Source organism: Noviherbaspirillum sp. FW303-A3, from assembly GCF_058788695.1.
Genome location: NZ_JBYTAZ010000001.1, coordinates 2,813,617 through 2,836,678 on the forward strand (window position 1 = coordinate 2,813,617; position 23,062 = coordinate 2,836,678).

The window sequence follows — 23,062 nt, forward strand, 5'->3', positions numbered from 1 at the left end:
CGGGATCAGGAAGTGAAGTCCCGCAAGTCTGCCACCGGCGCGTCGCCGAAGCGTTCGGCCAGCAGGTAATCGACCAGGCGGCGCGCGCACTCGGCGGGACTGGTCAGCGACCCGTCGCGCTTCATTGCCTCGAAGCGCTCGCGCAACGGAAAGTTTTCCACCGGTGCCGAACGGATTTCCGTCTGCATGTCGGTATCGATAACACCGGGCGCGAGGCTGCAGATGCGCATGCCGGGCAGTTGGTCGAGGGCGACCGCGCGCGCATGATGGTCCAGCGCGGCCTTCGTCGCGCAATAGATGCTCCAGCCGGGATAGGCATTGCGCGCGGCGCCGCTGGAGACGTGGAGGATGCGCCTGTCATGCGCCGAAGGACTGGCGGCGGTCACGGCCCGCGAGAGCATCAGCGGCGCAGTGACATTGATTGCCACCGCACGTGCAATCGACATGACGTCTTGCGCGGTAAGCGGGCCGACCGGCTGCACCACGCCCGCATTGTTGATGAGCAGGACCGAGGGGCTGCCGGCGAGAAAGGTGGCCAGCGTGTCGCCCGCAAGCCAGTCTTCGAGTGATCCGGTGTCGGCCAGGTCCAGCTCGACCTGTTCAAGCCCGACGGGGAAATGCCGGGCGAGGCCGGTGTTGCGCCGGCGTGCGAGGCCGAGCACCGGGATGTGCCGGCCCAGCAGTTCGGCGGCAATGGCGGCGCCGAGTCCGCGCGTGTGTCCGGTAAGGATCGCTTTCATGGTCACAAGGAAGTGGTTGAAGGAACCGGCCGCTGTGCTGTGGCCGTTATCCGATTATGCCGCAGGCCCGCAAGGGAAGGACGGTGCTCAAGAATGTGCCTGGCGGCGTGACGAACGCCTGACTATTTGCCACGCCTGTCCTCCTGCTGGCGGCGCTCGACCATGTCCCAGCCGATTTCGTGCCGGATCTGATCCGGATCGTGCAGTGGCGAGCGGGCATTCTGGCGGCGCTCGACCTGGCGGCGCTCCATGTACTCGCGGACTTTTTCCTTGGCTTGCTTGGGCTGTTCCATCGCCGCCTGTCGGAGGGATTCGTACAGACAGGTTACGAAGCGGCGCTGCCCCGGGCTTGATGCAGAACAAGGAGGAGGAAAAATTGGCAAATTTTCCATAGTGCCCAGCTAGGGATTTCCCTTCGGGCCGCTGCTAGAATGTCCAGTCGGCATTTAGCCGCTCCCCCATGAACGTTCAGACAAAATCCTATCCGATCGTGATCGAGCAATTGCAGGTCGGGATGTTCGTCATCCTCGACCTGCATTGGCTGGATCATGATTTCGCGCGCAACAGCTTCAAGATCAAGAACGAGGAACAGCTCGTCAAGCTCCGGCAGCTCGGCCTGAAGAAGATCCGCATTGATCCCGCCCGCTGCGACGTCGTGCCCGAACCCGCCTCCCCGGAGTCGCTGGCGCCTGCGGCCGGAACGCAGGCCGCCCCCGCAGAAAGCGAAATGGCCAGGACCAAGCGCGAACGCCTGGAGCGCATCAACCAGCAGCGTGCCGCGGTTGTCGAGTGCGAACGCCAGTTCCTCAAGACCGCAGGCACCCTGAAGGCGATCAACAGCAACCTCTTCGCCAAGCCGCAGGAAGCCTACCAGCGCGCCAACGAACTGGTCGACGAAATGGTGGACTCGGTCCTCACCGATCGCGACATTGCGATCCATCTGATGAAGGACAAGTACGGCGGCGAGGACATGTATTTCCATTCGCTCAACGTGTCGGTGCTGGCGATGATGGTGGCCAAGCAGATGAAGCTGGGCAGGGAAGAAGTGAAGGAGCTCGGCTTCGGCTGCCTGTTCCATGACATCGGCAAGCTCGACATCCCGGACAAGGTGCTGATGAAAGGCAGCGGCCTCACGCGCGCCGAGCAGCACCTGCTGGAGCAGCATTGTGTTTACGGCCTGCCCATCGCGCAGAAGCTCGGCCTGTCGAAAAAGGCGACCGAGATCATCCTGCAGCACCATGAATGCATGGACGGCAGCGGCTATCCGAACCACCTGAAGGGCGACCAGATATCGCCCCTGACGCGCATCGTCGCGATCGTCAACACCTATGACAACCTGTGCAACCGCATCAACCCGGCCGACTCGCTGTCGCCGTTTGCCGCGCTGTCGCACATGTATGCGCAAAAGCGCAACCAGCTCGACGCGGGGCCGCTGGGCATTTTCATCCGTTGCCTCGGCGTCTATCCGCCGGGCACGGTGGTGAAGCTGTCCGACGGCACCCTGGGACTGGTTGTCGCGGTCAATTCCAGCAAGCCGCTGCGCCCGAGTGTCCTGATCCACGACCCCGATGTCCCCAGCAGTGAAGCCGTCGTGCTCGACCTCGAAGCCGAACCTGACCTGCAGATCGCGGAATGCCTGCGGCCGGCGCAGCTGCCCCGCGCGACACTCGAATACCTGGCGCCGCGCCGCCGGATGAACTATTACTTCGACCTGCCGCAGAAGACACAGAAGAAGTGAACCCCGGCAACCATTTCAGGCATGGCCTCCTCAGGCGGATGCCTCGCCCGGCATTGGAATTTCGGCCGGCGATGTGTCGGGCACCACTTCCGGTTCCGAAGGCGCGCCAGGATCGAACGTATCGGGCGGCAAGGAAGGAATTTCCGGCTCCGGCCGGTAGCCCGGCTGGATGTCCGGCCCGGGTACCGGCGTCACCGGCACTTCCGGCGGTGCATGCGGCGGATTTTCAGGCGGTGTATGCATCATGTGGTGTCCTACATCGGCAGGCGGTCTTGCAGCATGCCAATACCGGCTGTCTGACCGCTGAATTTACCCAGCTCCAGTCCCTGCGCCATCTGGCGGCAGGAGTCCATGCAGGTCCGGCAGGCCTGCACGCATTCCTCCATTTCCCCGATCTGCTCGCAGCTCTGCGCACAGGCGTCGCATACCTCGGCGCATGCAGCGCATACGGGAGCATGCACGGACGAACTGGCGAGCATGAATTCGGCGGCGGTGCGGCAGATGTCCGCGCAGTTCATCATCAGGCGGAAGTGCTCCGGCTCGGTATGCCGTCCGCCTGCTTCCAGGCAATGATTCATGGCTGTCTGCAGGCAGGTGCGATAACAGTGCAGGCAGTCGTCGATGCAGTGCTGCATCGAGGATGAGGCCATCGTTTGCATCATTTACTCCTTCATCGGAAAAATTCACATGCGGTGGCGCGCGCGGGCGCGCAAACAAAGGAGGTACGCAACATCCGTTCCTAATGCGGATCGATGGATGCCGGCCGCCACTCCTTGATCTGCTCGAAACTGCAAGGCGCCGGCGGATCGGTGTCGGGATAGAAGAAGGTCCAGTCGTCCCGGCTCCACCATACCTCGCGCTTCGAACCGTCCTGCAGGAGGGCAATGCACCGTTCATGATCGTGGAGATGGGAAAGCGCGCTGTCTGCTCTCATTGTGGTACCTCGCAATCCGGTTTCCGTCCTGTGCACATCGACGCAACTTGTGCGGGAACTTGCGCTCTTACACAAAAACGGAGGTTCATCATGGCAAGAATCCAGCAATCGATCGATGTCGGCGTACCGGTGCACGTCGTCTACAACCAGCTCACGCAGTTCGAGGATTACCCTCGCTTCATGCAGGATGTTGAAACCGTGCACCAGCTCGACGACACCCACCTGCACTGGTCGGCGAAGATGTCTTACCAGCCGCTGGAGTGGGACTCGGAAATCGTCGAACAGATTCCCGACCGCTGCATCGCGTGGCGAAATGACGGCGGTCCGATGCAGGCGGGCAAGGTCGAGCTGCAGCCGGTCGGCGACGGCAAGGCGCGCGTCATCATGACGGTGGAGTGCGACCCTGCGCTGGTGCCGGCGGAGCGCAACGGCAATCCGGAGGACATGGTTGCCCGGCGCATCGAGGACGACCTTGCTCGCCTGAAGCAGTTCATTGAAGAGCGCGGTTCGGAAACCGGCGAGACGACGCAGTCGCCGGAAGAGGATGCCGGGGATGGCCGTTACTCGGTCGCAGAAGAGCAGAGTTTCGACCAGCAGTCAGACCAGGCGCGGCGCGTGGGGCAAATGCCGCTGGATTTCAACGCGCCGGTGCCGGGTGAAACCGATCCGGTGGACGCAATGGGCAAGGCAGCGAAGCCTGAGGACAAAACCAACCTCAAGCAGTCGATCGAACGGTCAGTGCCGCCATCGAAATAAGAGGAAGGACGCATCATCGCGGCGCACGGCTTAGAATGCACGTTTCCTGATTTTTCTGCCTGCGCCCATGATCATCGCCACCCACTCCGGAAAATTCCACGCCGACGACGTCTGGGCCGTGGCCGTGCTGGACATCGTCTTCCCCGGATGCACGCTGGTGCGCACGCGCGACCAGGAGCAGATCCGCATGGCCGACTTCGCCGTCGACGTCGGCGGCATCTGGGATCCGCAAGCCGGACGCTTCGACCATCACCAGAAAGGCTTTTCGGGCGCGCGCCAGTCGGGCGTGGTGTATGCCAGCGCCGGCCTGGTGTGGCGCGCGCATGGCGCGCGCTGCGTGGCGCTGCTGGCGCAACAACATACAAACCACGCGCTCGCCGAGGAGGAAGCGCAGCAGATCGCCTGGGCCATCGATGCCGACCTGGTGCAATACCTCGACATGTCCGATACGGGCACGGCGCGCAATGCGCCCGGCGGATACGGCCTGTCGGCCGTAGTGTCCGGTTTCAACCCGACCTGGCTGGACGAGCAGGTCGCCGGCAGCGTCGATGCGGCGGAGGCGATGCGCCTGAAGCAGTTCCGCCGCGCGATGGAGTTCATCGTCGACGTGCTCGTCAACCAGGTGAAGTACCGCGTGGGCAGCACGCTGGCGCTTGACCGCGTGCGCAAGGCGCAGGTGCTGGAGGAAGGGCGCCTGCTTTACATCGATAACGGAGCGCTGCCGTGGACGTCGATCGTGCGCAACGAAATGCCGAAGGTGCTGTTCGTGATCAGCTACAGCATCGCGGACAACCGCTACATGCTGCATACGGTGCCGGCCAATCCGGACACCTTCGAGGCGCGCGCGGACCTGCCGCAAGCCTGGGCGGGATTGCAGGGCGATGAACTGGCCGCGGTCACCGGCGTAGCCGATGCCGTGTTTTGCCACAACAACCTGTTCATCGCCGCGGCGCGCTCCTGCGAAGGCGCACTGGAGATGGCGCGGCAGGCGCTGGCCGCCGTTCAGCGATAGACGCGCGGTTTGTGGCGCAGGGGATCGAGCAGGGACGACAGCCCGTTGTGGTCGAGCTCCTGCATCAGCGCGATAAGACGTCCGATCTCGCCGGGCGGGAAACCTTCCCGCGCAAACCAGTTCAGGTAATGCCCCGGCAGGTCGGCGATCAGGCGGCCCTTGTATTTGCCGAAGGGCATTTCACGCGTAACGAGCAACTCCAGCAGGGCAGGATCGATAGGGCTCACTGCTCGCTCATGCTGTTGACCGTGCTTTCCTCCTCCGGCACGGCGGAGTCGTCGAAATAGCGTTCGACCAGGGCGAAGAAGCGCTCGTAGAACAGCTTGTTGGCAATGGTTTCGCTGGCGACCCTGACCAGCGATTCGTCGCTCATGCCGAAGGGGACCGAGAGCGAGCCGAGCGCAGGCACGCCGAGGCTGGCAGAGGTGCTGCTCTTCTTGAGCGAATAGCGGTCACGCACGGCATTGGCGAAGGCGGTGGTGCTGTTGCTGCCCTTGCTGTCGGGTGCGCAGACGACGTGGAATTCGATCTGCACGTGCACGTCCGAGCCCGGCTGGAAATTCTTGCGGCCGCGGACCAGCGCCGCGCTCGACTCATGGATCACGTAGCCCTGGCTCAGCAGCGCGCGCCGCGCCGCCTCGCAGGTCGCCTTGTCCGTCCCCGGAAAGCTGTGCGCATGGATGTCCGTGGAAGCGAAGTCTTCCTGGATCGTGACCTTCTGGTTGGTCGCCGTGGTCGAGCACGCGGCAAGACCGGCGGCGGCGAGAAGCATGGCAAGTTTGTTAAGCGGACGCAGGGCCTGCATGTATGACACCTCCTGAAGAGTGTGTATCTTAGAGCCTATCGCTTGCGGAAACATCCCCTTTGACCAATTTCGGCGGAACGGTTTGGCCGCACGCATCCGGAGAAATGCTTACATGACGGAACATCATTACAAGGACCGGAAGATCGAGGTGCATATCGAGCGCGTCGGTTCGCGCTGGGACTGGTGGTTCGTGCTGGACGACCGGCCGCCGCGCTACAGCGCCGAACAATACGCAGCGAGCGAAAGCGCCGCGCTGTCGGAGGCGCTGGAAGCCGCCCGGCACATCATCGACAAGGCGTAAAAAAGCCCCGCGAGCGGTAGCTGGCGGGGCCAATCCTTCCTTAGGAGGGAGGAGGAGACAACTGTCCGGATTACACCGCGCTGAAGTCGTGTGCCGGCTTCAGGCCGCGCAAAACTGCAAATCCATTGCGACGCGTGACACGGCGCGAAGCATCCGCGATATCGTCGAACGCGAGGCCGGGGTAGCGTGCCTGCATCCGTGCCGGCGCGGAAATCGCCGCCGCCAGCCTCAGCACCGCAGGTCCGGTCAGGTAGGCAACCGGAAAGGCGATCGGCCAGGCGGTCAGCCAGCTTTCCATCCAGCGTCCGGCGAAACCATCCGCAATCGCGCCCGAAGTCACATGCATCACCGCAGTGACGACCAGTGTCATCAGCCCGCTGAACAGCAGGGCCGGCAGCATCGACGCCAGGCTGCGCGAACGCCGCAGGCGATGCACCAACTGGCCGAACGCGCCATTTCCAGGACGATGGTAGGCGAACGAACGGGTTGCAATGGTCGAATGCGCGAAAGTGGACATGTTTGGCTCCCGATGCCGGAATTAGTTCACACTTACTGACGCGATGCGATCGCGCGCAGTTCGTTGGCCAGGCTCGGCTGGACGCCGTCGAATTCGCGGGCCATGCGATTGAGCATCAGCACGCTTTGCAGCATGCTGCGCTGGGAGCGCTCTTCCAGCGACTTGCGGGGCTTGATCACCAGCAGGGCTGCACGCAGCATACCGACCAGCAGGGGCTTGAATACCACCATCAGGGCGGCGAGAACACCAAGGCCCAGCAGGGGGCGGGCGACAGCCAGCGCGTTGGCGGCAATGGCTTCGACGGGAAAAGCGAGGGATAGAACCGACATTTTTTACTCCTAGGCAATATTTCACAGCACAAATACTCTTTTGCTGCATCGCAGTATATGCACGGGTCAGTTATATAACCAATTTCTTTTCGGCATATCAGCTATACTCTTCATGAATACCATGAAAATATTTTTCTTTTTATTAATCAATGCATTAGGGCAAAAGCATGAGTTTTCTCACACTGGATTTGAACCTGCTCCGCGTGTTTGATGCGGTGATGACGGAACAGAACCTGACGCGTGCCGCCAGCCGCCTGGCCATGACCCAGCCCGCCGTATCGAATGCCCTGCGCCGCTTGCGCGACTCCCTCGGCGACGAACTCCTGATCCGGACCGCGCATGGCGTAAAACCCACGCCGCGTGCCGAAAACCTGTGGCCGGCCGTTCGCCAGGCGCTCTCCGCGCTGGAAGAGGCGATTGCTCCAGAGCAAAATTTCGACATTGCCAACGCGCACAATACTTTCCGCCTTGCAATGGCTGACGCGACGGCGGCATTGTGGTTGCCGGCGCTGGTGCGTTCCATCGAACGGGAGGCGCCGAAGCTGACCATCCGCATGGTGCCGCTGACCACACGCGAACCGCGCCCGATGCTGCTGCGCGGCGACATCGACCTCGCCGTCGGCTTTTTCCCCGGCGTGACGGCGCAGCTTGCCGGCGGACAGGGCACCTCGGTTTCGCCGATCCGGCACGAGCAGCTGTATTCAGGGCGCTATGTCTGCGTGATGCGCAAGGACCATCCGCTGGCGCAAGAGGAGCTGACGGTAGACAGCTACTGCGACGCGAACCACCTGCTGGTGAGCTTCTCCGGCCGCGCGCATGGCCTGGTGGATGAGGCCTTGGCCAAGATCGGGCGCGAGCGGCGCATCCTGCTGACGGTGAACCAGTTCTTCACCGCGGGCCGGGTCGTGGCGACTTCGGACCTGATTACGGTGCTGCCGCGCCACCTGATTGCTTCCACTGGCATCACCGGTGCGCTGATCACCAAGGAACTGCCGTTTGATTTGCCGAATGTGCATGTGGACATGCTGTGGCATGAGAGGGATACGCGGAGCCCTGCGCATAAGTGGTTGCGCGGGCATTTGAGCGGGACGACGAGTGAGACGTTTGCGAAGGCGGGGATTATTCGTTAAGTGCCGCAGCATGGTTTCCGCCCTCATCAAGTGACTATCACCGATGTGAGTGAACACAAGTGTTACCGATGTAGTTGGCTCCTACCCCGGGGCCAGTCCCGGGGCACCGAAGAAAGAAAAAGCCGCCCGATGCAACCAGGCACCGGACGGCCCCCTCATCACGACCAAGGCAACATCAAGCCAACCCACCCCCAATCGTCCCCCCATCATTACGGGTAATGACAACAGTAGCCGACCGCGGCCGGGCATTCCCGCCATCCGGCCAGTGGCTGCCAAAGGAAGCCGGATTAGCAAACGCAGGCGCCGTATCCTCCCCCGGATGCTGGATATTCACGAACAGCGCCTTCCCATCCGGCGTCTCGGCGATACCGGTGATCTCGCACTCCTTGGGCCCGACGAGGAAGCGCCGCAGGTTGGTCTCACCCAGGGAAGCACCCACATAGGTCTCCACAGACTTGGTCGTAGTGCCATCGACATTGTTGATGGTCTTCTTCGCCCCATCGCCCACCTTGCCCGCCACCGCAGCCAGCAGCATGCAGTTGGTCACATCGGTATAGGCGCCGTCATCCGTCTGGATCCACAGCAGCCCCGTGCTCGGCGCAAACCACAGTCCGTCCGGGCTGGAGAAATCGTTCGCCGCGGTCAAATTGGAGACATTGATGTTGTTCGCATCCGCAGTGGAACGCGCGCCGAACAGGAACACATCCCACTTGAATCCGGTCGCCGTCACATCGCCGTTGTTCTCCGCCCAGCGGATGATGTGGCCGTTGGGATTGCCCTTCTGCGCCGTGCCCGCGCTGCCCTTCGGATCGTTGTAGAAGCGCGGGTTGGCGGCGTCCACATTGGCGATCGGGCGGCTGGAGGAATTGGTGTTGGTCAGGGTCATGTAGACCTCGCCGTTGGCCGGGTTGACCGCGCCCCATTCCGGACGGTCCATCTTCGTCGCGCCTGCGGCATCGGCGGCGAGACGCGCATTGATCAGCACATCGGCCTGGTCGGCGAAAGCATAGGCGGTGTTCGATGCCGTGATGCCGTTGCTGCCGAACTTCAGCTCGACCCACTGGCCGCTGCCGTCGGCATTGAACTTCGCGACATACAGCTTGCCGTCATCGAGGTACTTGTCGCCGGCGGCAAGGCCCTTGTTCACGTCGGCCGGATCCCAGACCGCGTTGGATACGTACTTGTAGATGTATTCGTTGCGCGAATCGCAGCCCATGTACCAGACCAGCGGCTTGCCCGGCACGACCGGACCAGGCCATGCGCCTTCGTGGGCGAAGCGGCCCAGCGCGGTGCGTTTCTTCGGCGTGGACGTCGGGTTGAACGGGTCGATCTCGACGATCCAGCCGTAGGTATTGGCGGCGTTGCGGAAGTCGTCGGAGCCGTTGGCGGACGTGCCGGTCTTCATCGCGTTCCAGCGCGAGAACGAGGTGTCGGCGGGATCGGTCGCGGTGGCGGTCGCCCACAGTTCGCGGCCGGTGCCGGCAACGCCGTAGCGGGCGAAGGAAGCCAGTTCCTTTGCGGTGCGGGCCGGATTGTCGGTGGCGGTGATGCGACGGAAGTAACCGGCCCAGTTTTCCTCGGTGGTGAGGTAGGTGCCCCAGGGCGTGTAGCCGTTGCCGCAGTTGTTGATGGTGCCGCGCGTCTTTGAGCCGTCGGGCGAATAGGCGGTGATCATGTACGGCGTCTTTGCTGCCGGGCCGGACAAGGTCATTTCGGTGAAGGTGGTGATGCGGCGGTTGAAGGCCGAATCCTTCTTGTAGGTGACGGTGCTGCCGTTCTTCGCGACTTCGATGACGCTCACGCCGTGCGCATTCATTTCCTTGATCACTTCATCGGCGACCGTGCGGGTCATCGTGTTGGTGATCGTCGACGGATACTTGGTGACCGCGGTGCCGTCGATGGTGACGCCATCCTTGTGCAGGAAGGCGGGGGTGATGGCTTCATGGTTCAGCACCAGCAGGCCGCGGTCGCTGGCGCTCGCGCTGTACTTGCCGTCGGCGCCGAGGCCGAAGTAGTGCATGCCGTCGTGGTGGTCGCCGGCGCGCTGCGCGAAGGAGGCGGCGGTATCGGTGCCGTCATTCTTGTAGTCGGCCACGCTGGCGGCGAGCGGGTCGCCGAGGCGGAACAGCACGGTGGCGGTGTAGCCGGCCGGTACGCTCAGCGCATCGGCCACGCTCTTGGCGACGGCATTGAAGTTCAGCTTGAGCGTCTTGGTCTCGGTGGTCGTGGATGCGGCAACCGCATCGCCCGATCCGCCGCAGGCGGTGAGGCCGGTGCCGAAGAAGGCGGTGGTCGCCAGGCCGAACGAGCCTTTGAGCAGCGAGCGGCGGCTCAGGCGCGCCTGCAGTACGCTGTCAAAGGTCGGGTTGCTGGAGTTGTTGGTGCCGATATCTTCCGGGTCGGCCAGCAGGTCGTGCCTGGTGAGGTCGTTCATTGATTCTGTCCTTTTGCGGATGTTGTCGATATTGATTTCTGTTGTCTGTGCCCAGTGGACGGCGTGTTCAGTCGCGGTAAAGCGGGAGCCGCCGCGTATCGGTGCCGACCACGTAGCCGTTTCTCGTTTTTCTTACCTTGACCGGCCCTTCTCCCTGGACATCGACTTCGATTTCGTCCGCGGCGCGCAAGACGTTGGCCAGCCGCAGATGGCCATGCAACAGCCGATAGGCGTCGCCGTCACGCACGATGACGATGTCGGGATTCACGATGTCGATTCCGGAGAAATGAAGGAACTTGTCCACGGGCGGCATGCTACGTCGCACGCATGACCGCAAAATGACAGGAAGATGAAGCTTTGATGACAGAAAATCTCTTACACGCCATGCAGCGAATCAAGCAGGGCGTCGACAGCTTGTGAGACTTCATAGGGTTTGGCGAGCGTACGCACGCCGGGAAGCTGCACCCGCTGTTCCGTATAACCGGTAGCGAGCACGACGCGCACGGCGGGGAAGCGGGCCTGCACCTGTTGCGCCAGATCGATGCCGTTGAGGGAACCAGGCATGACAATGTCGGTGAACAACAGGTCGATACGCTCGCCGGCATCCAGCATGCGCAACGCCTGTTCGCCGTCGGCGGCCCACACCACACGGAAACCAGCATCCTTCAGGGCAGGCGGCACGACGTCGCGCACCAGCGGGTCATCTTCCACGAACAGCACCATTTCGCTTCCGGCCTTGCGCTCCGGCAGCCGGTTGTCCGGGCGCGGCACATCTGCCGGCCGGCCGGCGCGCGGCAGGTAGAGCACGACCTGCGTTCCTTCGCCGGGGCGGCTGCGCAGGATGAGCGTGCCGCCGCTCTGGCGCGCGAATCCATAGGCCTGCGGCAGTCCCATGCCTGATCCCTTGCCGACGCTCTTGGTGGTGAAGAAGGGATCGAGGGCCTTGGCCAGCACCTCGGCCGACATGCCTTCGCCGTTGTCGGCCACGGTCAGCCGGAGATAGTCGCCGGGGGCAAGCTCTCCCGCCTGGATATGGATCGTTTCATTGCGCGCCTGCAGTTGCAGGATGCCGCCCGCCGGCATGGCGTCGCGTGCGTTGATGGTCAGGTTCAGCAGCGCCAGTTCGAACTGCAATGGATCGACCGTCACCGGCCAGAGTTGCGGCGGAACGTCCAGCTGGAAATCGATGTCGGCGCGCAGCCCGCTGTGCAGCAGTGTCTTCATTTCCGTCAGTTGCCGGTTCGGGTCGATGGTCTCCAGCCGCGCGTCCTGCACCCGTCCGAATGCAGCGAGCTGCCGCGTCAGCTCGGATGCGCGTTGCACGGCGCGCTTGCAGGTTTCCACGGCGGAGACGGCAAGCGGTTCGGCAGTGTGCAGGTGGACCAGCTCCAGTCCCGTGGAGACGGTCTGCAGCACATTGTTGAAATCGTGGGCGATGCCGCCGGTCAGGCGGCCCAGGGCTTCCAGTTTCTGCGCCTGCAGCAGCGCGCGCTGCGATCGTTCGGCGGAGGCCACCGCTTCGGCCACGCGCAGTTCGAGTCCGGCGCGCGCATCGCGGATGTCGCCGCCCGCCCGCACGATGGCGTTGTTCACCGCATCGATCTCGAGCGTGCCGGTGTGCACGTGCTCGATGCGCTCGCCGCGACCGAGACGCTCGGCCGAGCGGCGCAGGGATTCCACCGATCGGGCCGTGCGCCGCGCGATGGCGATGGCGGCAAGCGCGGTCAGTACGATGACGCACAACGAGATGGCAGCCATCAGCAGCGCGGCGTTCTCGGCCGGCTGCTTGAGCACGCTGCTGGGAACGCTGACGAAAAAAGTCCATCCCGAAATCGGCGCACGGCTGAAGAAGGCGGTCGCCGGCAAGCCGGCAAGCGTCCGGCCTTCATGGAAGCCCTCGCCGGTGCGCAGTGCAGCGGCAAAGTCTTCGCGCACCGGCATGCCCACGAATTTCTCCGGGTCCTTGCTGCGCGCGAGAAGGACACCGTTGCGGTCCACGATCCCGGCATGCCATTCCTGGGGAAGCCCCTGTTCGTTGAACACCGACTGCAACTCTTTCACGTAAGACCCCATCACCAGGTAGTACATCACCTTGCCGCCGCGCATGACCGGCACCTGGACGGCGAAACTGTGTCCCTGCCCGACCGGCGGCGTGTAGAGGTTGGTGATGAGCGTGACATCGGGCGGATACTGGCTGCGCAGCTGGCGGGCAACAGGCAGCATTGACGGCAGGGCGGATCCGTAGGGGAGGCGGGTATTGATGACCTGGTCGATGCCGTTGACGTGGTGCAGGATGATGGCCACGTCGCGTTGCGCGGCGAGCGTCTGCGCGTAGCGATAGAAGGCTTCGAAATCGCCGCGGTCCAGCGTGGGCGATGCAGCCAGCGTCTGCAGCAATGCCTCCTTCCTGGCCACTTCCTTGTCGATGACGAGCGCCAGCGCGCGAACCGTCTCGCGCATGTTCTCGCGGTGGAAGGCGCGCTCCTCCTTGTACATGTAGACAATGCCGAAAGCTGCCACCAGAAAGGCTGGAACCAGGACAGCGAGGACCAGCAACAGCAGGCGGGTTCGAATGCGCATGGAGTGTTGTCGTTGTCTCGCCGGCGTTCCGCCAGCGGAAGAGTGGATGGCAAGAGGAAACCACTGCCGGTGGATACCGTCAAGCGGATTCGTCAGATGGGATGCTGATCAGGTTGTATGCGGGCAAGCTCAGTGTATGACATGCCTCTCGGGCTGCGCCGCATGGTACCAGTTGACGAACTCATCCGCCGTGAGCGGCCCGCTGAAGTAATAGCCCTGTGCCTGGTTGCAGCCGTGTCCGCGCAGGTAATCGAAGATGTCTTCCGACTCGATGCCTTCGCCGACGACCTGCAGGTTCAGGGTGCGTCCGAGCGCGAGCACGGTATCGGCAATCACCTGGCTCTTTGCATCGTGGCCGATGCGGCTGACGAAGGACTGGTCGATTTTCAGCGCATCGATCGGCAGGCTGCTCAGCAGTCGCACGCTGGAAAAGCCGACGCCGAAGTCGTCGAGCGCGACGCGGATGCCGAGGGCGCGGATCTCTTCCAGGGCAGAGATGGTTTCGTTTACGTCTTCCAGCACCGAGCTTTCTTTTAGTTCGATCTGCAGGCATGAAGGGTCCATGCCGCTGTCTTCGATACTGTTGGCAAGGTAACGGATGAAGGAGCGCTGCCGGAACTGCTGGGGCGCGACATTGATGGCGATGCTGATCGCCGGCAGGCCGGCCTGGCGCCATTGCTGGTGCTGGCGGCAGGCTTCCTGCGCGACCCATTCGCCGATGCGGTTGATCAGGCCGGCCGCTTCGGCAGTGGGCAGGAACTGTGCCGGGGTCAGCATGGCGCCATCCGGCATCGGAAGCCGCAGCAGGGCTTCCGCACCCGAGGGTGTGGCGCTGTCGACATCCATCACCGGCTGGTACAGCAGGAGGAACCCTCCGCGCTCGACCGCATCGCGCAGCCGCAGTTCGAGCTGGAGATGCTGGTCCGCGCCCTGGTCGATGGCGGGATTGTAGAAGCGGTAGCGTTTGCGGCCGGCCTTCTTGGCTTCGTACATGGCGGCATCGGCGCACTTGATCAGGGCATCGAGATCGGTGCCGTGGCGCGGATACAGGCTGATGCCGATCGAGGGCGAGATGTAAAGCTGCAGGTCGCCGACGTGATAGGGCTCGCTGATCTTGTCGACAATGTTGCGCGCCACCGTGGCCGGACCGTAGACGTCATCCGGATGCGGCAGCGCGACCACGAACTCGTCGCCGCCGAGACGGCCGACGATGTCTTCCTGCCGCGTGCACTCGCCGAGCCGCCTGGCCACCTGCTTGAGCACCTGGTCGCCGATGCCGTGGCCGTATGTATCGTTGATCGGCTTGAAGCGGTCGAGGTCGATGAACAGCAGCGCGCCGCTGCTGCGCGTGCGATGCGCGATCGCCAGCAGGTGCTCGCAGTACTCGAACAGCAGGGCGCGATTGGGCAGGCCGGTCAACGGGTCACGCTGCGACGCCTGGCGTATGCGCTGTTCGGCGAGCTTGATGTCGGTGATGTCGAGCGTGGTTCCGACGAAACGGGTATATCCATCCTGGTCCACCAGCGACTCGCCGTTGACCTTGAGCCAGCGTTCCGCGCCGTCGTTGGCGCGGATGATGCGGTATTCGGTGAAGAAGCGGCCGGTGCTGCCGGGCACGGTGGACTTGCGCGCCACCCGGTCGACGCGCTCCCGGTCATCGGGATGGATGCAGGCAATGAAGATGTCGTAGTTGACGGGACCTTCCAGCGCCACGCCATAGGTGCGGCGGGTGGTTTCATCCCAGATCAGCTCTCCGGTTTCCGTGTAGAACTCCCACAACCCGAGATTGGTCAGCTCCGTCGCGAGGCGCACTGTTTCCTGGCTTCGCCGCAAGGCATCGCCTGCATGACGGATGTCATCGATGTCGGTGGAGCAGCCATACCACGCGAGTATCTTTCCCTCGGCATCCTTCAGCGGCACGCCGTGCGTGAGGAACCAGCGATAGCTGCCGTCGGCGGCCCTGCCGCGGTGTTCGATGCGAAAGTCGATTCCCGCGCACAGTGCATGTTCGACGGCCTGCTGGGTGGCGCGCACGTCGTCGGGATGGACGGCAGCGGCATAATCGGCGCCAATGTTCAGCTGCGGTCCTACGTACTGGCGGAAACGTGCGTTAACGTAAGTGATCGTGCCGTCGGGCGACATGACCCAGACGAGTTGCGGCATGGAATCGGTGATCAGCCTGAAACGCTGCTCGCTTTCCGCCAGCGCCTGTTGCGCGTGGATGCGCTCGGTGACATCGCGCATGAAAAATACCGTGACTTCCTGCTCGCCATCGACGCAGGCAGGTGCGATGCTCGCTGCCATCGTGACGAAGCTGCCATCCTTGCGGACGAAAGTCTCGACGATGTCGTGCGTGCTCTTGCCGCCGGAGTGGGCGCGGAACATCAGGCATTCCTCGCGGGGAAAGGGCGTCCCATCGGGATGATGATGTCGGATCAGGTCGTGCAGGCAGGCCCCAGTGAACTCCTCCTTGGAATAGCCAAAGATCTTTTCCGCCGCCGGGTTGGCGTAGAGCACGCACCCTCTTCGGTCGTTGACGAAGATGGGATCGGCCGCGCTTTCGGCAATCGTGCGATAGATATCGATAGGCGGCTGCACCGCGGTTCCTTCGAATGTGGCTCTTAACCGATTTTTAACCTTCCGGTTCGACCGGCACGTCAGCACAAGGTTCTTTGAGGAAGTGTCGGCAGGCCGGACAAGGAGTGCCGCGCGCCTGGCCTTTTCCCGGATTGATTGACTGAGATCAATCGCTGCCCGTGCATTTGCTGCGGTGCGTGACTATATTGGACTCAAGGGTTCCCCATCCCGCCATGCATGGGAAAGCGGGATGGCGGCGCCGATACCAAGGGGAGCGACACCATGTATACCAAGATACTTGTCCCGACCGACGGCTCCGGGCTGGCCGAACTCGCCGCGCTGGCGGGGGTCGAGTTTGCCTCCATGTGCGATGCGGAAGTGGTCGGTCTGTATGTTGCGCCGGAGTACCAGTATCCGGTCAGCGTCGAGATCATCCCGCCGTCCTATCCCACGGAAGAGGAATTCCGGGAGGGCTCGCGCAAGACCGGTGACGGCTACCTTGCCGGCCTGTGCAGCGCGGCCGCCGAAGCCAGGCTCAAGGTGACGGCCATGACCGTCCATTCGAACAAGCCCGCGCACAAGATCGTCGAGATGGCGCGGGAATTGAACTGCGACCTGATCTTCATCGGATCGCACGGACGCAGCGGCATCGAGCAATTGCTGGTCGGCAGCATCACGTCGAAAGTGCTTTCGCTGTGCGATATCCCGGTGCTGGTTTACCGGAAGAAGAAGGAGAAACACTGACGAGTCACTTCACCAAAGGAGGACGACATGTCATACAAGACCATCATCGTGCATGCCGACAAATGCCGGCACGCGAAACAGTACATCGCCCTGGCCGCGTCGATCGCCGTGCAGGAAAACGCGCATCTGATCGGCGTGGCAACCACCGGGGTGTCACGCTACATCTACCAGTCCGGAATGGTGGATCCGACGATCCCGGCGGCCACGAACCATCTCGCGCAGCACCTCGACGCACTGCGCCAGCGCGCGCGCCATGCACTGGATGATTTCGAAACCCAGATGCAAAAGTCAGAGGTGCGTTCCTGGGAAGGCACCATGATCGACGACGAGGCAGGTGCCGGCCTGGCGCTGCGCGGCCGCTACGGCGACCTGCTGGTGCTCGGCCAGACCAATCCGGACGAACCCTCGCCGGTGGTGATGCCGGACTTCCCCGAATACGTCGTGCTCAATGCCGGCCGCCCGGTGCTGGTTGTTCCCCACGCCGGCCGCTTCGACGGCATCGGCAAACGGGTGCTGGTGGCTTGGGATGCGGGTATCAGCGCCACGCGCGCGGTGGTGAATGCGATTCCGATGTTAAGGCGCGCTGACATCGTCGAGGTGGCGGTGTTCAATGCCGAAGACAGCGGCGACGCCCACGGCGATGTGCCGGGCGCCGATATCGCCCTCTACCTCGCACGCCATGGCGTCAAGGTGAACGTGATCCGGCAGAAGACGCGCATCGATGTCGGCAATTCATTGCTGTCGCTGGCCGCCGACCTCGGTTCCGACATGCTGGTGACCGGTTGCTACGGACACTCGCGCTTCCGCGAAATCATGCTGGGCGGCGTCACGCGCACGCTGCTGGAGTCGATGACCCTGCCAGTGCTGATGTCCGCGTGATCAGCGCAGGTGCGGCGGGATGTCCTTCAATCCCGCCGCGAACGCTGCGTGCTTTTCCATATCGACAGGCTTGTAGACAACTTCACCGCTTGGCGGATTCTTTTGCAGCCTGGCCTTTGGACGATTGGGGCGGGGCGCAAATCCGCCGCCGCAATTCGGGCAAACGTTGCCAAGCACCGACTCCACGCAGTCGCGGCAGAAGGTGCATTCAAAGCTGCAGATCATCGCTTCCGTCGCGTCCGGCGGAAGCGGCTTGTTGCAGTGTTCGCAGTTGGGTCGCAGTTCAAGCATGGCGTATTCCTTTCACACCGGGACGCTGAAGATCTTTTGTTCCGCCTGCGCCAGCCGATCGTGCTGGAGCGCGCGCAGGCGCATCACAATCTCGCTGCCGGCCTTGTCCGGCGTGCCGCAGTCGAAGGGCGGCTTCGGGTCGTATTCGAAGGCGAGCTGAAGCATTTTCGCCGTCTCTTCTCCCGCCAGTTCCGCCGCCAGCGTCAGTCCGAAATCGATGCCCGCCGTCACCCCGCCGCCCGAGATGCGGTTGCGGTCGCGCACCACGCGCTCGGCCACCGGTTCCGCGCCAAAGCGGTGCAGGTAGTCGCGCCACAACCAGTGGCAGGCGGAACGGTAGCCCTTGAGCAAGCCGGCGGCGCCCAGCAACAGGGACCCGTTGCAGACCGACGTCACATAGCGCGCGCCTTCCGCCTGCCGGCGCAGGAAGGCGAGCACCTCGGCGTCATGCATCATGTCGCCGACGCCAAAACCGCCGGGCACGCACAGGACATCGAGCTGTGGGCAATCGGCGAACGACACGGTCGGATTGATGGTGAAACGCACGTCGGTTTCGACCGGCTCGCATCGCTTCCAGACCAGGTGCGTTTTCGCGCCCGGCACGCGGCTCAGGATCTGGGCCGGCCCGGTCATGTCGAGCTGGGTGACATTGGGAAACAGCAGAAAGCCGATATGGATCGTCGGGGTCATGGGTGCTCCTCGCGGAATGTGATGCAGACGATTCTAGGTGCCCGGGATCTGGCAGAAATGACAGAAAAGCGCTAAATTCTGCCAATGCCCCATACCCTTGCCATCCTTGTTTTCGACGGCGTCCAGATCCTGGACGTGAGCGGCCCCGCGTCCGTGTTCGGCGCTGCCAACGATTGCTGCGGACGCACGTTCTACGACGTCCACATCGTGTCGGCCCGCGGAGGCACGGTCAGCAGCAGTTGCGCGGTGCAGCTTGCCACCCATGCGCTGCGCACGCTGCCGCCGGAGGACGTCGATATCCTGCTGGTCGCCGGCGGGGACGAGCATGTGCTGCGCCGGCTGGCGGGCGACCGCGTCGTTGCCGACTGGGTCGGCAAGGCCGGCGCTTCGGCCAAGCGTTACGGATCGATCTGCACCGGCGTCTTCCTGCTCGCCGAGCTGGGCATGGTGGATGGCCGCCGCGTGGCGACGCACTGGTCGGCCTGCAGGGAACTGGAGACGGATTTCCCCGCCGTGGATGTGGACGCCGATTCGCTGTACGTGGAGGACGGCGGCTTGTGGACATCCGCCGGCGTTACCACCGGCATCGACATGTGCCTGGCGATGGTGGAACGGGATCTCGGCAGCAAGGTCGCGAATCGCATCGCCGCGCGATTGGTGCTCTACGCGCGCCGTCCCGGATACCAGTCGCAGTTCAGCCCGGTGCTGAAGGCGCAGGCGAAGGCTGGCGCCCCCTTCGGCAAGCTGATCGACTGGATGGCCGCCAACCTGCAACAGCCGCTCGACGTGCCGCAACTTGCCGAGCGCGTGGCGATGTCGGAGCGCAGCTTCTACCGCAAGTTCACGGCAACGATGGGCGAGACGCCGGCGCGCTTCGTCGAAGTCCTGCGGGTGGACCATGTGCGGCAATTGCTCGAAACCGGCCGCAGCCTGAAGGAGATTGCAGCGCAAACCGGTTTCTCGGGGACGCCGCAACTGGTCAGGGCATTCGAGCGGCGCTATGGAATCACGCCGCAACTGTTCAAGGAGACGAGATTGTTCTCCTTGTAGAAGTTCGGATATGGATATCTTGCTGGCCAGCCTCCAGGCACGGAAATGACGATGTTGCCAATATTGCATCTACACTGATTTTGGGATATTGTCGGCGACACCGATTTGTTACTAATCTGACAATCAATGTCTCCGTTCGACGCCCTTGTCTTCACTCAGTCCGACCGCCTGTTCACGCTGTCGTTTGCCCCCGGCTCCGACATCGACGAAGGCACGCTGCTGCCGCAGGAGCTGTCCGGCGATGAAGCTATTTCCGAAGGCTTCACCTACGCCCTGACTTGCCTGTCTTCCGATGCCCACCTCGAACTGAAGCAGTTCATCGGCTTGCCGGTGCAGGTTTCACTGCTGACGGATGGCGGCGAGGAGCGCGCGCTGTGCGGCCTGGTCACCCGCGCCGAGTTCGCCGGCTCCGATGGTGGCTTCACCCGTTATGTGCTCACCCTGCAGGATCCCTTCGCGGTGCTGTCCCGCCGCGTCAACAGCCGCGTGTTCCAGGACTTGTCGGTGCGCGAGTTTGTCGATGTGCTGCTGCAGGAACATCGCCAGAACAACCCGGTGCTGGCTTCCTGCTTCGATCTCGACGACCGTTGCATGGGCGAGCATCCCGCCCAGTCCTGGGTCACCCAGTACAACGAGTCCGATACCGCGTTCATTTGCCGCTGGCTCGCGCAGGAGGGGATTTCCTGGTACTTCGAGCATGGCGATGCCGGCGTGCCGGGAGAGCACCCGAAACTGACACTGGTGCTGTTCGACGATGTGTCGGTGCTGGAACCGACGTCGGCAAGTAAAGTGCGCTTCCACCGCGACGACGGCACCGAGTCCGAAGACAGCATCACCGCATGGCAGGGGGTACGGACTTTACAACCCGGCGGCACCGAACGCGCCAGCTACGACTACAAGACTGTCGTCACCAGCACCCAGCAGGATGGCGCCGGCATCGACCAGGGCGAGCACGGCGAGAAACTGGCCAGCACGCTGGAAGACGTGCGTTATGAACCGCACCACAGCGCCAACGACGACGACGATTACGCGCGCTACGGCAAGCTGCGCATCGGCGCGCATGAATTCGCCAGCAAGTCCTTCAACGGCAGCGGCAGCCACCGTGAACTGGCCGTCGGTCGATTTTTCGAACTGGCCGACCACCCGGTGCACGACCAGGATGCGCCGGAAGACCGGCAGTTCACGGTGCTGCGCACCCGCCTGTTCGCCCGCAACAACCTGCTGCAGGAGGACAAGGGTGGTGAACCGGTGTTCCGCACCGACTTCGACGCCACTCGTCGTCACATCCCCATCATTCCCGCGTTCAGCACCACCGAACATGCGAAGCCGGTCGCACCAACACTCTTGACCGCCATCGTCGTCGGCCCGCCCGGCGAAGAGATCCACGTCAACGAGTACGGCTGCATCAAGGTCAGGATGCCGTTCACCCGCAGCCTGGACCACGCATTTGCCGAAGGCGCGGGGGCCAGCGGCACCGACCGCGATTCCCTCTGGATCAGAGTGGCGCAATCATGGACCGGCAGCCACTATGGGCAAGTGTGGATTCCACGCATCGGCGACGAAGTACTGATCCAGTTCATCAACGGCGACATCGACCGACCGATCGTGATCGGCTCGGTCTACAACGGCACGCACCGTCCGGCGGCCTTTACCGATGCCGGCAATCTCCCCGGCAACAAGGCGCTGTCCGGCATCAAGAGCAAGATGTATAAGGGGCGGGGGCTCAACGAAGTGGTCTGGGACGACAGCACGAACGAGCAGCGCATCCGGGTCGCGACGGATCATGGCAAGACCGCACTCAATCAAGGCTACCTCGTCCACCCGCGAAGGGATGGAAAAGGTGAACCGCGAGGCGAGGGATTCGAGCTGAGGACCGACCAGTACGGTGCGCTGCGTGCAGGTCGAGGCATGCTCATCAGCACCGATGCCAGGAACAATGAAAGCAGCACGCATCTGGACAGCAAGGAACTGACCAACCAGCTCACGAGCAACCTCGAGTTGTCGAAGATGCTGTCCGACACCGCGAAGGATCACAATGCCGATCCGCTGGAAGCGAACGAGGAAGCAGAACGGCTGGTCAAGGTCGCCAGCAAGACGTACGCACAACAAGGTGGGACTGGACAGAAGGCGGATGTGCCGGGCTATGAAGAACCGATCCTCGCCTTCTCCAGCCCGGCAGGCATCATCAATGCGACGCCGAAGAGCCATGAAATCGCCGCCGGCGAACACATCCACTTCTCCAGCCAGCAGGACACCAACATCGCGGTCGGCAACAAGCTGTCGATGGCCATCAAGGAAGCCTGGAGCGTGTTCGTCGCCAAGTCCGGCATCAAACTCTTCGCAGGCAAGGGCAAGGTGCAGATCCAGGCACAGGACGACGAGATCGAGGCGATTGCAAAGAAGGATATCAAGCTCACATCTGTCACAAGCGATATCGACTTCACTTCAGCAAAAAGCATCACTCTGACTGCAGGAGGATGCCAGGTAGAGATCGCACATGGGCAGATTACGCTGAAGGCTCCGGGCCCGATCAATATTCATGGCAGTGTGAAGAATTTCACCGGACCGGCAAAAGTCGAACCACCCCTGCCGGCTTTGCCAGGTCACGACATATGCATCGATTGCTTGATGAAAGCAGCGCAATCCGGAAGCCCCTTCGCACGGAGGTATGCGGCATGACGGATAGTCGCCTTATGCTGCATGGAACGAGCGCGGCCGACCTCGAAGCCACCTTGCGCAGCAAGCTGAAACAATACCCGCAAAGTGACTGGTATGCACTCGTGGATGCCGCACAGATAACGGATTTTTCCAAATCGATTCGACGCGGGCCATTGCGCAACACCCTGCATGTTTCGCTATTCGATGCCATCTTCCCCGTGGCAAGAAACGCAGAAGCAGGCGCTGCTCCCTACCTGCTCAGCCTTGGAACAGGCACATCCGCTGAGCATGCCATCGCCTATACCATCCGGAAGGCCATGGAGACCCACGCCATCTCCTGGCTGGCGTCCCCCTTGCCCATGCAGGAACTCGCACACCGGTTAGGTTGGCGCACCGAAGCCATGTTGTCCGGGAACATGGAGGTGCTCCTGCGCTATTACGACACGCGCGTCCTGCCAAATGTCCTGGCGGTATTGGACCACGACCAGGCAGCGATCTTTTCAAGCATCGTCCATGGATGGTGGTACGTGGACCGCGACAACGGATTGCGGTCCTGCGCATGCCGCTTCGCGATGGAGGACGCCTTCGTCCCCCCGCTCACTTTCAACCAATCGCAGGAAGACATCCTCAGCGACTTGGCCTTCCCGGACGCCGTACTGGCGCAATTGCATGACAGCCAGAACGACCTCATTTCACACCTGGACAGGGGTGAACAACATGCGTTCGTCAAGCGCCAGATCGCGAGAACCAGTGCACATCAATTAAACGCCATGCCAGAGATACTGGCCTGTTGTGTGATTGCCTTGGTGGAAGGTGAGGAAAGCCTGGAAAACATCCCCTTGAAAGAAAGAATTTCTGCACTTGTCGGGGACAACACCCTCACGGAGAAATAAGTTC

The 23,062-nt window shown here is 62.7% G+C and carries 25 protein-coding genes; 10 read left to right on the plus strand and 15 right to left on the minus strand.

Annotated elements, in window-relative coordinates:
- Positions 1-5 precede the first annotated feature (5 nt).
- The gene (locus AC3WOY_RS13610) at positions 6-740 is read right to left on the minus strand and encodes an SDR family oxidoreductase (protein WP_492424604.1); all 735 of its coding nucleotides are present in this window, start codon (positions 738-740) and stop codon (positions 6-8) included.
- Between the two features lie 122 nt (positions 741-862).
- Complete coding sequence (locus tag AC3WOY_RS13615; RefSeq protein WP_492424606.1) at positions 863-1,033, minus strand: hypothetical protein; 171 nt, start codon at positions 1,031-1,033, stop codon at positions 863-865.
- A gap of 167 nt (positions 1,034-1,200) precedes the next feature.
- Between AC3WOY_RS13615 and AC3WOY_RS13620 the strand changes: the two genes are divergently transcribed.
- Positions 1,201-2,478: a cyclic di-GMP phosphodiesterase gene (locus AC3WOY_RS13620; protein WP_492424608.1), complete on the plus strand. Its 1,278-nt coding sequence runs from the start codon at positions 1,201-1,203 to the stop codon at positions 2,476-2,478.
- A 30-nt stretch (positions 2,479-2,508) separates the two neighbouring features.
- Here the strand turns inward: AC3WOY_RS13620 and AC3WOY_RS13625 are convergent, their stop codons facing one another.
- The 3 genes from AC3WOY_RS13625 to AC3WOY_RS13635 form a co-directional block, all read right to left on the minus strand.
- On the minus strand, positions 2,509-2,724 hold the full coding sequence (locus AC3WOY_RS13625) for a hypothetical protein (protein WP_492424610.1): 216 nt from the start codon (positions 2,722-2,724) through the stop codon (positions 2,509-2,511).
- A gap of 8 nt (positions 2,725-2,732) precedes the next feature.
- Entirely contained in the window at positions 2,733-3,140 is a 408-nt protein-coding gene (locus AC3WOY_RS13630) for a four-helix bundle copper-binding protein (protein WP_492424612.1), read from the minus strand.
- A gap of 77 nt (positions 3,141-3,217) precedes the next feature.
- Positions 3,218-3,412 (minus strand): hypothetical protein, encoded by a 195-nt coding sequence (locus AC3WOY_RS13635; RefSeq protein ID WP_492424614.1) that lies wholly within the window; start codon positions 3,410-3,412, stop codon positions 3,218-3,220.
- Between the two features lie 90 nt (positions 3,413-3,502).
- Between AC3WOY_RS13635 and AC3WOY_RS13640 the strand changes: the two genes are divergently transcribed.
- Complete coding sequence (locus AC3WOY_RS13640) at positions 3,503-4,168, plus strand: SRPBCC family protein (protein ID WP_492424616.1); 666 nt, start codon at positions 3,503-3,505, stop codon at positions 4,166-4,168.
- 67 nt (positions 4,169-4,235) lie between these two features.
- Positions 4,236-5,180 carry an MYG1 family protein gene (locus tag AC3WOY_RS13645; protein WP_492424618.1) on the plus strand — a complete coding sequence of 315 codons (945 nt, stop codon included), beginning with the start codon at positions 4,236-4,238 and terminating at the stop codon, positions 5,178-5,180.
- Here the strand turns inward: AC3WOY_RS13645 and AC3WOY_RS13650 are convergent.
- Together AC3WOY_RS13650 and AC3WOY_RS13655 are read right to left on the minus strand one after the other, a co-directional pair.
- Complete coding sequence (locus AC3WOY_RS13650; RefSeq protein WP_492429301.1) at positions 5,171-5,398, minus strand: DUF3820 family protein; 228 nt, start codon at positions 5,396-5,398, stop codon at positions 5,171-5,173. The two genes, AC3WOY_RS13645 and AC3WOY_RS13650, sit on opposite strands and share 10 nt — an antisense overlap.
- Positions 5,399-5,403: 5 nt before the next feature.
- Positions 5,404-5,985 carry a DUF2242 domain-containing protein gene (locus tag AC3WOY_RS13655; protein ID WP_492424620.1) on the minus strand — a complete coding sequence of 194 codons (582 nt, stop codon included), beginning with the start codon at positions 5,983-5,985 and terminating at the stop codon, positions 5,404-5,406.
- A 112-nt stretch (positions 5,986-6,097) separates the two neighbouring features.
- Here AC3WOY_RS13655 and AC3WOY_RS13660 point away from each other — a divergent pair, with 112 nt between their 5' ends.
- A complete protein-coding gene (locus AC3WOY_RS13660) occupies positions 6,098-6,286 on the plus strand; it encodes a hypothetical protein (RefSeq protein ID WP_492424622.1) in 189 nt (62 codons plus the stop codon).
- Positions 6,287-6,356: 70 nt separating this feature from the next.
- Here AC3WOY_RS13660 and AC3WOY_RS13665 read toward each other — a convergent pair whose 3' ends face one another.
- Together AC3WOY_RS13665 and AC3WOY_RS13670 are read right to left on the minus strand one after the other, a co-directional pair.
- Complete coding sequence (locus tag AC3WOY_RS13665) at positions 6,357-6,803, minus strand: DUF2798 domain-containing protein (protein WP_492424624.1); 447 nt, start codon at positions 6,801-6,803, stop codon at positions 6,357-6,359.
- 32 nt (positions 6,804-6,835) lie between these two features.
- A complete protein-coding gene (locus AC3WOY_RS13670) occupies positions 6,836-7,132 on the minus strand; it encodes a hypothetical protein (RefSeq protein ID WP_492424626.1) in 297 nt (98 codons plus the stop codon).
- 167 nt (positions 7,133-7,299) lie between these two features.
- Between AC3WOY_RS13670 and AC3WOY_RS13675 the strand changes: the two genes are divergently transcribed.
- Positions 7,300-8,262: a LysR family transcriptional regulator gene (locus AC3WOY_RS13675; protein ID WP_492424628.1), complete on the plus strand. Its 963-nt coding sequence runs from the start codon at positions 7,300-7,302 to the stop codon at positions 8,260-8,262.
- Between the two features lie 175 nt (positions 8,263-8,437).
- On the opposite strand, the gene AC3WOY_RS13680 is transcribed toward AC3WOY_RS13675, so the two are convergent.
- The 4 genes from AC3WOY_RS13680 to AC3WOY_RS13695 form a co-directional block, all read right to left on the minus strand.
- Entirely contained in the window at positions 8,438-10,696 is a 2,259-nt protein-coding gene (locus AC3WOY_RS13680; protein ID WP_492424630.1) for a PhoX family protein, read from the minus strand.
- 67 nt (positions 10,697-10,763) lie between these two features.
- Positions 10,764-11,000 carry a hypothetical protein gene (locus AC3WOY_RS13685; protein WP_492424632.1) on the minus strand — a complete coding sequence of 79 codons (237 nt, stop codon included), beginning with the start codon at positions 10,998-11,000 and terminating at the stop codon, positions 10,764-10,766.
- A 71-nt stretch (positions 11,001-11,071) separates the two neighbouring features.
- Positions 11,072-13,276: a hybrid sensor histidine kinase/response regulator gene (locus AC3WOY_RS13690; protein WP_492424634.1), complete on the minus strand. Its 2,205-nt coding sequence runs from the start codon at positions 13,274-13,276 to the stop codon at positions 11,072-11,074.
- A gap of 129 nt (positions 13,277-13,405) precedes the next feature.
- Positions 13,406-15,874, minus strand: coding sequence for a sensor domain-containing protein (locus AC3WOY_RS13695; protein ID WP_492424636.1), 2,469 nt, complete (start codon positions 15,872-15,874; stop codon positions 13,406-13,408).
- 261 nt (positions 15,875-16,135) lie between these two features.
- Here AC3WOY_RS13695 and AC3WOY_RS13700 point away from each other — a divergent pair, with 261 nt between their 5' ends.
- Both AC3WOY_RS13700 and AC3WOY_RS13705 read left to right on the plus strand, forming a co-directional pair.
- Complete coding sequence (locus tag AC3WOY_RS13700; RefSeq protein WP_492424638.1) at positions 16,136-16,597, plus strand: universal stress protein; 462 nt, start codon at positions 16,136-16,138, stop codon at positions 16,595-16,597.
- Between the two features lie 27 nt (positions 16,598-16,624).
- The gene (locus AC3WOY_RS13705; protein WP_492424640.1) at positions 16,625-17,476 is read left to right on the plus strand and encodes a universal stress protein; all 852 of its coding nucleotides are present in this window, start codon (positions 16,625-16,627) and stop codon (positions 17,474-17,476) included.
- Here the strand turns inward: AC3WOY_RS13705 and AC3WOY_RS13710 are convergent, their stop codons facing one another.
- Positions 17,477-17,767: a DUF1272 domain-containing protein gene (locus tag AC3WOY_RS13710; RefSeq protein WP_492424642.1), complete on the minus strand. Its 291-nt coding sequence runs from the start codon at positions 17,765-17,767 to the stop codon at positions 17,477-17,479.
- Positions 17,768-17,779: 12 nt separating this feature from the next.
- A complete protein-coding gene (locus AC3WOY_RS13715; RefSeq protein ID WP_492424644.1) occupies positions 17,780-18,457 on the minus strand; it encodes a DJ-1/PfpI family protein in 678 nt (225 codons plus the stop codon).
- An 84-nt stretch (positions 18,458-18,541) separates the two neighbouring features.
- On the opposite strand from AC3WOY_RS13715, the gene AC3WOY_RS13720 reads away from it, so the two are divergent.
- From AC3WOY_RS13720 to AC3WOY_RS13730, 3 genes are all read left to right on the plus strand, one after another.
- On the plus strand, positions 18,542-19,507 hold the full coding sequence (locus AC3WOY_RS13720) for a GlxA family transcriptional regulator (protein ID WP_492424646.1): 966 nt from the start codon (positions 18,542-18,544) through the stop codon (positions 19,505-19,507).
- A gap of 126 nt (positions 19,508-19,633) precedes the next feature.
- The gene (locus AC3WOY_RS13725; RefSeq protein WP_492424648.1) at positions 19,634-22,186 is read left to right on the plus strand and encodes a type VI secretion system Vgr family protein; all 2,553 of its coding nucleotides are present in this window, start codon (positions 19,634-19,636) and stop codon (positions 22,184-22,186) included.
- Between the two features lie 53 nt (positions 22,187-22,239).
- Positions 22,240-23,058, plus strand: a complete 819-nt coding sequence (locus AC3WOY_RS13730; protein ID WP_492424650.1) for a DUF4123 domain-containing protein — start codon at positions 22,240-22,242, stop codon at positions 23,056-23,058.
- Positions 23,059-23,062: the final 4 nt, after the last annotated feature.

Coding starts and splice junctions, on each gene's coding strand:
- AC3WOY_RS13610 (WP_492424604.1), bottom strand. CDS start 740: ATGAAAGCGATCCTTACCGGACACACGCGCGGACTCGGCGCCGCCATT.
- AC3WOY_RS13615 (WP_492424606.1), bottom strand. CDS start 1,033: ATGGAACAGCCCAAGCAAGCCAAGGAAAAAGTCCGCGAGTACATGGAG.
- AC3WOY_RS13620 (WP_492424608.1), top strand. CDS start 1,201: ATGAACGTTCAGACAAAATCCTATCCGATCGTGATCGAGCAATTGCAG.
- AC3WOY_RS13625 (WP_492424610.1), bottom strand. CDS start 2,724: ATGATGCATACACCGCCTGAAAATCCGCCGCATGCACCGCCGGAAGTG.
- AC3WOY_RS13630 (WP_492424612.1), bottom strand. CDS start 3,140: ATGATGCAAACGATGGCCTCATCCTCGATGCAGCACTGCATCGACGAC.
- AC3WOY_RS13635 (WP_492424614.1), bottom strand. CDS start 3,412: ATGAGAGCAGACAGCGCGCTTTCCCATCTCCACGATCATGAACGGTGC.
- AC3WOY_RS13640 (WP_492424616.1), top strand. CDS start 3,503: ATGGCAAGAATCCAGCAATCGATCGATGTCGGCGTACCGGTGCACGTC.
- AC3WOY_RS13645 (WP_492424618.1), top strand. CDS start 4,236: ATGATCATCGCCACCCACTCCGGAAAATTCCACGCCGACGACGTCTGG.
- AC3WOY_RS13655 (WP_492424620.1), bottom strand. CDS start 5,985: ATGCAGGCCCTGCGTCCGCTTAACAAACTTGCCATGCTTCTCGCCGCC.
- AC3WOY_RS13660 (WP_492424622.1), top strand. CDS start 6,098: ATGACGGAACATCATTACAAGGACCGGAAGATCGAGGTGCATATCGAG.
- AC3WOY_RS13665 (WP_492424624.1), bottom strand. CDS start 6,803: ATGTCCACTTTCGCGCATTCGACCATTGCAACCCGTTCGTTCGCCTAC.
- AC3WOY_RS13670 (WP_492424626.1), bottom strand. CDS start 7,132: ATGTCGGTTCTATCCCTCGCTTTTCCCGTCGAAGCCATTGCCGCCAAC.
- AC3WOY_RS13675 (WP_492424628.1), top strand. CDS start 7,300: ATGAGTTTTCTCACACTGGATTTGAACCTGCTCCGCGTGTTTGATGCG.
- AC3WOY_RS13680 (WP_492424630.1), bottom strand. CDS start 10,696: ATGAACGACCTCACCAGGCACGACCTGCTGGCCGACCCGGAAGATATC.
- AC3WOY_RS13690 (WP_492424634.1), bottom strand. CDS start 13,276: ATGCGCATTCGAACCCGCCTGCTGTTGCTGGTCCTCGCTGTCCTGGTT.
- AC3WOY_RS13700 (WP_492424638.1), top strand. CDS start 16,136: ATGTATACCAAGATACTTGTCCCGACCGACGGCTCCGGGCTGGCCGAA.
- AC3WOY_RS13705 (WP_492424640.1), top strand. CDS start 16,625: ATGTCATACAAGACCATCATCGTGCATGCCGACAAATGCCGGCACGCG.
- AC3WOY_RS13710 (WP_492424642.1), bottom strand. CDS start 17,767: ATGCTTGAACTGCGACCCAACTGCGAACACTGCAACAAGCCGCTTCCG.
- AC3WOY_RS13715 (WP_492424644.1), bottom strand. CDS start 18,457: ATGACCCCGACGATCCATATCGGCTTTCTGCTGTTTCCCAATGTCACC.
- AC3WOY_RS13720 (WP_492424646.1), top strand. CDS start 18,542: ATGCCCCATACCCTTGCCATCCTTGTTTTCGACGGCGTCCAGATCCTG.
- AC3WOY_RS13725 (WP_492424648.1), top strand. CDS start 19,634: ATGTCTCCGTTCGACGCCCTTGTCTTCACTCAGTCCGACCGCCTGTTC.